Annotated in this window: 10 protein-coding genes; 6 read left to right on the top strand and 4 right to left on the bottom strand. The window is 53.2% G+C overall.

Annotation, left to right across the window (positions count from 1 at the left end; all coding sequences use genetic code 11):
- Both Q7J88_RS09450 and Q7J88_RS09445 read right to left on the bottom strand, forming a co-directional pair.
- On the bottom strand, positions 1 to 605 hold a 605-nt coding region (locus Q7J88_RS09450), incomplete at its 3' end, for a response regulator transcription factor (RefSeq protein ID WP_303721930.1).
- A 2-nt stretch (positions 606 to 607) separates the two neighbouring features.
- Complete coding sequence (locus Q7J88_RS09445; RefSeq protein ID WP_303721929.1) at positions 608 to 1,558, bottom strand: HAMP domain-containing sensor histidine kinase; 951 nt, start codon at positions 1,556 to 1,558, stop codon at positions 608 to 610.
- 115 nt (positions 1,559 to 1,673) lie between these two features.
- Here Q7J88_RS09445 and Q7J88_RS09440 point away from each other — a divergent pair, with 115 nt between their 5' ends.
- The 6 genes from Q7J88_RS09440 (at position 1,674) to Q7J88_RS09415 (ending at position 7,365) form a co-directional block, all read left to right on the top strand.
- Entirely contained in the window at positions 1,674 to 2,753 is a 1,080-nt protein-coding gene (locus Q7J88_RS09440) for a nitronate monooxygenase family protein (protein WP_303721928.1), read from the top strand.
- A gap of 165 nt (positions 2,754 to 2,918) precedes the next feature.
- A complete protein-coding gene (locus Q7J88_RS09435; RefSeq protein WP_303721927.1) occupies positions 2,919 to 3,641 on the top strand; it encodes a hypothetical protein in 723 nt (240 codons plus the stop codon).
- A gap of 102 nt (positions 3,642 to 3,743) precedes the next feature.
- Positions 3,744 to 4,856, top strand: coding sequence for a radical SAM protein (locus Q7J88_RS09430; protein WP_303721926.1), 1,113 nt, complete (start codon positions 3,744 to 3,746; stop codon positions 4,854 to 4,856).
- 49 nt (positions 4,857 to 4,905) lie between these two features.
- On the top strand, positions 4,906 to 5,940 hold the full coding sequence (hemE, locus tag Q7J88_RS09425; RefSeq protein ID WP_303721925.1) for a uroporphyrinogen decarboxylase: 1,035 nt from the start codon (positions 4,906 to 4,908) through the stop codon (positions 5,938 to 5,940).
- 274 nt (positions 5,941 to 6,214) lie between these two features.
- Entirely contained in the window at positions 6,215 to 7,186 is a 972-nt protein-coding gene (gene hemH, locus Q7J88_RS09420) for a ferrochelatase (protein ID WP_303721924.1), read from the top strand.
- Complete coding sequence (locus Q7J88_RS09415; protein ID WP_303721923.1) at positions 7,183 to 7,365, top strand: hypothetical protein; 183 nt, start codon at positions 7,183 to 7,185, stop codon at positions 7,363 to 7,365. Before hemH ends, Q7J88_RS09415 begins: the two co-directional genes overlap by 4 nt.
- A 91-nt stretch (positions 7,366 to 7,456) precedes the next feature.
- Here Q7J88_RS09415 and ccsB read toward each other — a convergent pair whose 3' ends face one another.
- Together ccsB and Q7J88_RS09405 are read right to left on the bottom strand one after the other, a co-directional pair.
- Complete coding sequence (ccsB, locus tag Q7J88_RS09410; protein WP_303721922.1) at positions 7,457 to 8,320, bottom strand: c-type cytochrome biogenesis protein CcsB; 864 nt, start codon at positions 8,318 to 8,320, stop codon at positions 7,457 to 7,459.
- Positions 8,321 to 8,324: 4 nt separating this feature from the next.
- Positions 8,325 to 9,542, bottom strand: a 1,218-nt coding sequence (locus tag Q7J88_RS09405; protein WP_303721921.1) for a cytochrome c biogenesis protein ResB, incomplete at its 5' end; no start/stop codon positions are given.

Below are 9,542 nucleotides of genomic sequence, written 5' to 3'. Positions count from 1 at the left end.
ATGAAATTGTCCAGAGTGCGGGTTTCTGTGTCTGGCTGCATTCCCCAGACCAATTGCAGTAACTCTCCACGACTAAGCAGTTTCCCCTCGTTGTTGACGAATAGCTGCAGAATTTTGAGCTCCAGTTCTGTCAGCTGCAGTTGGCCGTTAGCGGTTTCGGCAATGTGGCTCTCCAGATCGATCCGGTTGCGGCCGAAGCGGATCTGTTTGCTTTGGGAGCGGCTTTCTGACCAATTGCTTCGGCGCAGTAAGTTGGCGACCCGCAGTAAGAACTCTTTGAGGTTGAACGGCTTCGCCAGGTAATCATCCGCTCCCTCGCTTAATCCCATGACCCGATCTTCCTCTTCGCCACGGGCGGTCAGCATCAGGATTGCCACTTGATTTCTGTCTTTGCGCAGTTGACGACAGACCTCAAGACCGTCAATGCCGGGAAGCATTAGATCGAGAATGACCAACGCGTAATCGTTCTCCTGAAGAGAATTCAGGGCAGCTTCACCACTTTCCACATGATCGACCCGGTATCCTTCCTCTTCCAGATTGTAGACAATTCCTTGGGCGATATGTGTTTCATCTTCAACCAGTAATATCGGGAAATTGTCGTTCATCTTTATTGCTCTTTTCTTGCCAGCGGCAGGGTCAGGTGAAAGGTGGAACCGAAACCGGGGCCGGCGCTTTTCAACCAGACTTTTCCGCCGTGACGGCGGATCGCGTTGCGGACGATAAACAGACCGAGGCCGCTGCCACGAACCGTTCGATCAGCACGGCGAATCCGGTAGAACATCTTGAACACTTTTTTACTGTATTTCGGATCGATACCGCGTCCTTGGTCAGCGAGACTCAAATGTGCCAGACGGCCGTCGCGGTGTAGTTTGACGGTGACTGAAGGGGGACCATCCGCGTAAAGTACTGCATTCTCAAGCAGATTGCGCAACACGGTTTCGATCAGGTCCTTGTCAAAATTGACCATCAAGCCCGGTTCGATTTTCCATTCCAGCTTTTCGTTCCCAGTCTGGAAGAAAGGTTGCTTGTGCTGCAGATATTCCTCAACCGTACGGGAGAGATTGCCGTACTGCCGATTCAGATTACTGTCCTTGTGTTCCAGTTTTCCGGCAGTCAGTAAATTGTTGATCAGGCCGCCGAGCCTCTCGGTGTCAGTCTGCATCAGCTTAACGAAGTCTTGCAGCTTTTCACCCTCTGGCTGGCGCATCTCGATGGTATCCAAGTGCAGCTGGATTGATGCGAGCGGCGATTTCAGTTCGTGGGTGACTTGGTTGATGAAGTGGCGCTGGGCACGGTTTAGCGAAGACTGTCGACGCCAGAATATAAAAATGACGTAGGTCCCGATCAGGATTGCCACCAGCAGCACGATCCCCTCGGCGAGAATGAACCAGTCGGTTGTGTCGGGCAGCCATTCGGCCTGATAGCGGTCAGCGAGTTCCTTGAGTTGCTGGTGGCGGCCGAGGAACCAGTAGATCCAGGAAACCAGCAAAAAGATCCACAGCAGCTGGATGCCGATAAAGGTGATCAGTGGGTGAAAGATGCGCCGAAACAGTTTCATATCTTTCTATTACCATCGCGAACCGGTAGCAACAAGAGGGTTTTTACACAACTATTACATTCGGTGAACGCTGTTCGCTGTAAACTGTGAGCCTTAACAGAGACAGGAGTTTACCATGGTGGAAAGTTTGACAATCGGGCGACACAGCGTACCTTTTCCCATTATTCAAGGTGGCATGGGGGTGCGAGTTTCAGGTTCCCGTCTGGCTGGGAATGTTGCCAAGTGTGGCGGGATCGGCCTGGTGGCTTGTGCCGGACTGGCGCTAAACAGTGAACACTACAACGGCAAGAACTTCTTTGCTGCCGATCGGCAGGCGCTGATTGATGAGTTGCATAAAGCCTATGAAATAGCTCCAGAGGGGGTGATCGGCGTGAACGCCATGGTCGCGGTCAGTAACTATGACGAATGCGTTGTAGCTGCTTGCGAAGGAGGCGCCAAGCTGATCGTTAGTGGTGCCGGCTTGCCGATGAACCTGCCCGCGCTGACCGCTGATTATCCGGAGGTGGCCCTAGTGCCGATTGTTTCATCGGTCAAGGCGGCTGAGCTGATCTGTCGCAAATGGCATAAGAGCTACCAGTGCTTGCCTGATGCGATCGTGGTCGAGGATCCGGATACCGCAGGTGGGCACTTGGGGGAAAAGCCGGAATTGATCGGCACCGGCCAGTACGATCAGTACGCTACCGTACGCGGGGTGAAGAATTACCTGAAAGAGAAGTGGAACCTGGAAGTTCCGGTGATCGCCGCCGGTGGTGTCTGGGACCGGGCCGATCTGCAGCATGCTCTGGCGCAAGGCGCTGACGGGGTGCAGATGGGTACCCGATTTGTAGTCACAGAAGAGTGCGATGCCGATGAGTCTTTCAAACAGGCCTACATCGATTGCTGCAAAGAGGATATCGGTTTGATCATGAGCCCCGCCGGGCTGCCGGGGCGCGCTTTAATAGCTAATATTGAACAGGTGCGTCAGCGAGACGTCGATCTCGATATCCGTTGTCCGTCCGGGTGCTTGAAAAAATGCGCGTACAAAACTGGTCAGGAGCGCTTCTGCATCGTTCACGCACTCGATCGGGCGCAGCAGGGTGACATGAGGACCGGGCTGATTTTCTGTGGCAGCAATGCTTGGAAAGCAGAGCGTATCAGCACGGTAAAAGAGGTTTTCGAGGAGCTGTTTCCGGTGGCAGAACGGAATGCCAGCTGATAGCAGAGCAGAATAGATTGCCAAGGGCTGCGGAACATTTGTTCCGCAGCCCTTTTCGTTGCTGAGCAATTTTTCCCTCGAGATGATTAAAAGCCCCCATTCTAGGTGAATTTTCTGTATAATCCTCGGGCTTTGTTGGAAAGGTTCCATTTTAGGAGATCGTTGATGCTGAGAAAGATCTTGCCGTTTGTTTGTTGTCTGTTACTTGTCTGTGCGCTGCAGGTACCGATTGTTCAGCCGGCAATTGCCAATGAAAAAGAAGAACGGGTTCGCTTGCTTCAGGAAAAGCTGAAGAAACTCAAGCAGTTGCTTGTGCAGATGGAAGAGCAGAAGCTAAAAGAGACGCCGCCAAACGAAGCTCCATGGGAGCCGTTGCTCGATTTAGGTCTGGAGCGGCCCGCTTACGATCAGTACGCTTACTTGATCGCTTCGCAGATGCAGCAAGAGGTGCTCGACAGTGTGCTGCAGCAGTTGTACTTTTTTTCCAATCAGGATGAACTGAAAGAGAGGGGTACCCTGTTTGTGATTCCGACCCTGCCGCTGGACGCCGGCGAAACTATGTCAGTCGAGAAATACAATCGTGATCTCGCTGTCGCCATACTACGCAAGATCGGACTGCCTTCAGCCTTGGAAGGGGCTATCATCGTGGCTCCTAATCCTCTCGGAGAAGAAGGGGTGGCCAAGGGGCCATTGCTGTTAATCGATTTGACCGGAACCGATCCGATGTTGCGTTCGCGGATTTTTGAGCAACTGCAGAAGGTTCGCCTGTTCACCGAGGATGGTAGTGTCCAGGATTACGTCTCTGCATTGCTGAAGAATGCTGCCCCGCAGTCTTTTACCCTGTTCATGCAAGGGGAGCTGATGTGGTTGAAGGTTGCTGATGACTAAGTCGCTCGGATGGCGTGAGCCTTGAGTTAAGTGGGCTGTTTGTAGTATCTTGACAAGATTGCAAAAGTTTTTTCGTCACCGGCTTTTTTTTAAGGAGTAAAAATGAGTTCCGAACAGGAAAAGTTTATCCCTAAGTGGTTAGCCTGGGAGAGCACCCAGCGCTGTAATTTGAATTGCGTGCACTGTCGCTGTTCTTCCGATATGGATGCTGCCGAAGGGGATTTTACCACCGAAGAGGCCTTCAAACTGATTGACGATATCTGTGAAGTCAGCCAGCCGGTAATGGTACTCTCCGGAGGCGAGCCGCTGCTGCGCCCCGACATTTTTGAGATCGCCGAGTACGGGACCGGCAAAGGTTTACGTATGTGCATGGCGACCAACGGTACCCTGATCACCGACGAAGTCTGCGAGAAGATGAAGAAGGCCGACATCAAGATGGTCTCGCTGTCGCTCGATGGTTCGACAGCCGAAATCCACGATGATTTCCGCTCCTGTCCTGGCGCATTCGAAGGGACCCTCCGCGGTGCCGAGACCCTCAAGCGCAACGGCATCAAGTTTCTGGTCAACTCCTCCTTCACCAAGCGCAACCAGCATGACATCGCCGCGACCTTCAAATTGGCGAAAAGCCTCGGCGCCACCGCCTGGTACATGTTCATGATCGTACCGACCGGTCGTGGCGAAGAGATTATGAACGAGCTGGTTTCCAAGGAGGATTACGAAGAAATCCTCGCCTGGCATTATGAGCAGGAGAAAAACGAGGATGATATTTTGATGCGCCCGACCTGCGCACCGCACTACTACCGCATCGTGCCACAGATGGCCAAGGCGGAAGGGGCTGACTTCAAGCGTCGCTCGCTGACCTTCTCGACTGGCGGCGGGAAGGGCTGCATCGCCGCCCAGACCATCTGCCTGATTGACTGCTTCGGAAACTTGAAGCCTTGCTCCTATTTCCACTCTTCGGTCGGCAATGTCAAGCAGGTCAAGTTCAAGGACCTTTGGTTCAACTCAAAGGTCTTTAACGACCTGCGCGATTTCAAAAAGTACCAGGGCAAGTGTGGCGAGTGCGAGTTTATCAACGTCTGTGGTGGTTGCCGCGCTCGTGCCGATGCAGTTTATGGCGACTATATGGCCGAAGAGCCGTTCTGCAACTACATCCCGCAGCGAACCCTAAAGCGGATGGAGAAGGAAGCGGCGGAAAATTCAGTGAAAGATTAATTTCGATAGTAACTAATCATTGTCTGTTTAGCTTAGGAGATCGTCAAAGATGACCGAATACAATTTTCTGAAAGCCTGCTGGTGTCAGCCAGTTGATTGCGTTCCCGTATGGCTGATGCGCCAGGCCGGCCGTTACCTCAAGTGTTACCGCGATGTTCGCGCTCAGGGTGGCGGTACCTTCCTCGACCTGTGCAAGGATCCGGCCCGTGCCGCCGAGGTGACTATCCAGCCGATCGATATCTTGAAGGCCGATGCGGCGATCCTGTTCTCCGATATCCTCACCCCGATCGAGCCGATGGGGATGAAGCTCGACTTTGTACCCGGTCCGGTGTTCGAAAAGCCGATTCGTACCGCCGCCGATGTCGATGCGTTGATCGTTCCAGAGGATATGGCCGAGGCGGTGCCCTACGTGCCGGAGATCATCAAGCGGTTGCGCGTCGCCTTCGAGGGGCGGGTGCCGCTGATCGGTTTCGGAGGTGCGCCATTTACTCTGGCCTGCTATATGGTCGAAGGGAAGGGGAGCAAGGATTTCGCCGCTCTCAAGCAGATGATGTATAGCGACTTCCCGCTTTACGATGCGTTGATGAAGAAAATCACTGAGATGGATCGCCGCTACCTTAACATGCAGATCGAAGCTGGTGCCCAGGCGATTCAGATCTTCGATACTTGGGGTGGGCTGCTGGCTCCGCACGATTTTGAAAAGTACATCCTGCCGTACGTCAAGACCCTTATCGATGGCCTCAATCGCGACGGTATTCCCGTCATCTATTTCGTCAAGAATGGCGGCACCATGCTCGAACTGGTTAAGGAAGCCGGTGCTGATGTGCTCGGCCTTGACTGGCATGTCAACCTCGGCAAGGCTCGCGATATTCTTGGCCCCGACATCGCAGTGCAGGGTAACCTCGACCCGACTGTCCTCTACGCGCCGAAGGATCACATCGAGCGCGAGGTGCAGCGGATTCTCGACGAGAATGCCGATCGTCCCGGTTTTATCTTCAACTTGGGGCACGGTATCCTGCCGACGGTACCGCCAGAGAATGCCATCCATATGGTGGATTGCGTGCACAGATTAAGTCAGAAATAAGTAAGTCCATTTTGAAAACTCAAGGGGCAGAATTCTATTCTGCCCCTTTTTAGATTCAACACCGGCGGGTTGCGTCCCGCCAAACGCCTTACTCTTTTGTCCCGTCATAAAAGAGTAATCAGAAAAAGGAGCCCTGTTGCCTTTGCCCGCTGACGCAGGAACCTGCGTTCCGCAGAGTTTTTATGTGCCGCTCCCATTGGCTTCACTCAACCTTGCGGCAAAACTCCATAAAAACTCTGCGCCGCTTTGGTAAAGACAAAGGGAGGGAGATTCCATGTCTGATACCAAACCAACCGCACTGATTCTGTTGAATATGGGCGGCCCCGACTCGTTGGAGGCGGTCGAGCCGTTTCTTTATAACCTGTTTTCTGACCGCGAGTTGATCCAGTTACCGGCTGGGGAGTTGCTTCAGAAGCCGTTTGCGAAGATGATTTCTCACTTTCGTGCCAAGAGAGTGGTAGAGAATTACCGCACCATTGGAGGCAAATCCCCGTTACTCGAATGGACCCAGAAACAGGCGGAAGGGATCGCTGCGCGGCTGGAAAATGTGCAACCGTATGTGATCATGCGATATTGGCATCCATTTGCCGATGATGTGCTGGCTGAGATCAAACAGGCAGGGATCAAGCAGGCAGTGGTGCTGTCGATGTACCCACATTACACCGGGGCGACCACCGGTAGCAGTGTTAACGACTTTCGCCGCGCGGTCGACCGGATCTATCCCAAGTTGCAGTATCGCCTGATCAAGGACTGGTATAATTGGCCTCCCTATCTCGATGCGTTGGCCAACCGGGTAAAAGAGGGAATTGAACAGTTTCACGATATGGTGCAGAACGAAGTGCAGATTCTGTTTTCAGCACACGCTCTACCGCAGAAATTCATCGACCGTGGCGATCCCTACCAGCAACAGGTTGAAACTACTGCTAGCGAGGTGATGAAGAGAGTTGGTGACCACTACAATTGGCGAATCGCTTACCAGAGTCGCAGCGGTCCGGTAAAATGGATGGCTCCCGGTACCGAGGAGATGATCAAGTGGTTGGGCGCCGATGATCATAGCTGCTTGCTGATGGTGCCGATCTCTTTTGTCTCCGATCATATAGAAACTTTGGAAGAAATCGATATTGGATATAGGAATCTAGCGGCCGCGTGCGGATTCCATCATTTCCACCGTTCCCCCTCGTTAAATGCGCACGCTGATTTTCTTGGTGCCATGGCCGCTTTGGTAAAAGATAGGTGCGGGCTATGAAAGAGTGCTTGCTATGCCAGAAACAGTTTGATCCAGAGCAGGACTTGACAGATCCGGCACAGCTCACCGGACAACTACTGGCAGAAGAGGATTACGGTGACGCCGGTCAACTCTGCCCTGACTGTTTGGCCAGCCGGGGGCGATTGGCGATGATGTATCGGAGTGATTGTTTCGACTGAAATTGGTTGCTGAAGTCGAAGTCGGTAACAAAAAAAAAAACGGACTGCATCGAGAAGATGCAGGCCGTTTTTTTTTGTTTCTGAAAAGAGATCAGGAGCCACCGTATGAGTGTAGGCCGGACAGAACCAGGTTGACCCCTAGGTAACAGAAAACGGTTGCCGCAAAACCGAAAATCGACAGCCAAGCAGCCCTTCGGCCGACCCAGCCGCGAGTGAAGCGGGCATGGATGAAAGCGGCGTAGATGAACCAGACAATCAGGCTCCAGGTTTCCTTCGGGTCCCAGCTCCAGTAGGTTCCCCAAGCGTAGTTGGCCCAGGCGGCGCCGGTGATAATGCCGAGGGTCAAGAGCGGGAAGCCGATCATGATAGCGCGGTAGTTGATGTCGTCAAGTACGCGGGTCGGCGGAAAGAAACCCAGCAGCCCGGGCATCTTGGTTTTGTCGCCTTCGAAATTTTCTTCCTTGCCGATCTTCATCAGGTACATAATCGATACCCCGCAGGCCAGCGCGAAGGCAGCGTAGCCGAGGAAGCAGGTGATAACGTGGTAGGTCAGCCAGTTGCTTTGCAGCGCCGGGACCAGCGGATCGATGCTGGCGTTCAGCCACATCTGTGCTCCGAGTTGAGCGAACAGGGCGAACGGCATGGTAAAGGCGCCGACCGAGCGCTGTTTGTATTTCAGGTCAAGCAGCAGGTAGATCAGTACGATCGACCAGGAGAAGAAGACCACCGACTCATACAGGTTGGTCAGCGGGGCACGGCCATCGACGCCTAAGATCTGGTACGATTCGTACCAGCGCATGCCGATTGCAGCAGTATGCAGGACAAAACCGATAAGGGCGGTCAGGTTGCCAGCCAAGCCGACGCTTTTGGTGCGGGTCGCCAGGTAGGCGAAAAACAACACCATCGAGACAAAGTAGGCAACAGTGACTAAGTTGAAAAGAGTTCCGCTATCCATAATTTTATCCCTCCTTCACTGGGGATTTGTTTTCAATTGTTGCATCGAGTTTTTGTCTTAGTTCATCAAATGCCAGCGAGAAACCGGGCTGATTCCGATGCGCATTGGCGGCAACCTGGACCTTGGTTTTGTTCCCATCCGATTCCAGGCAGACCCAGATTCGCTTATGGGAGAAGAAGAAGGCTGTCAGCGAACCGAACACCATCAGTAAGCAGCCTAGCCAAACGATTTCGACACCCGGATCTTTGGCTACTTGCAGTCCGGTGTACTGTGGCTCGATGTAGTCGATCAGGGCGAAGCTGAAGACTCCGGCACGTTTGACATCGAACTGTGGGAAGTTTTTCCAGACAACAAAGGGTCGCCCATGCTGACCGTCCGGGGTGTTGACATGCAATTGCATTGCCGGTCCGAACTGGCGATCATTTTCAGTGAACCCGCTGATAGCAAAAGCGTAGCCGCCCGGCAGTTTGATATGCTCTCCTTGGCGGGTATTGAAGTTCATTACCTTCCCAGTAGCGTTTTCCGTAACCGTCACCTTGAAGGAGGCGTTGCCCGCCGGGCCGTAGCTCGATTGGTAGAAGGTGATCCCTTTGTAAGTCAGCGGGTCGTTTACCTCAATCCGCTTGCGCATTATTTCCTGGCCGTTTTCCAGAACTGTCAAGTCACTGTTGTAGTCTTTCGGGCGGCGTGAATTTGGATAGTAGCTGACATCGAAGTCGTCACAGCGGACCTCGAAGCCTAGCTCAATCGGGGTTTGGCCGTTGCGTGACCAGACCTGCTTGATCGAGGTTCCTTCGACGATGTTCACGTACGCCTTGTAGCCCCAGATATTTCCGATAATCGCCCCCGCCATGACAATCAAAATCGACAGGTGGGTCATGTAGGCACCGAAGCGGGAATAGATCCCTTTTTGCGCGAACAGGTAATGTTTGCCGTCTGCTTCGGTTTTGGTCACCTTGCCGAATTCCTTTTTTAGCAGGTCGCTCAGACGGTGGGAGATCTGGTCTGCCCCCTCCTTAACCGAGTACTCGGCGCGATTGCTCGAGTTCTTCAGGATACCGGGAGAGGCAACCAGTTGCGGTTCAGAGACAAACTTCCAAACGCGAGGGAAATGTTTGATCGAACAGCAGATCAAGTTGACGCTGAACAGGGCTAGCAGCCCGATGAACCACCATGAGTGGTACATATCGACAAACTGCAGTTTGACAAACAACTCGTAATT

This window comes from Malonomonas rubra, from assembly GCF_003247215.1.
Classification (GTDB): Bacteria; Desulfobacterota; Desulfuromonadia; order Desulfuromonadales; family Geopsychrobacteraceae; genus Malonomonas; species Malonomonas rubra_A.
The sequence above is the reverse complement of the archived record's forward strand: the minus strand, read 5'-3'. Positions and strand labels throughout refer to the sequence as shown.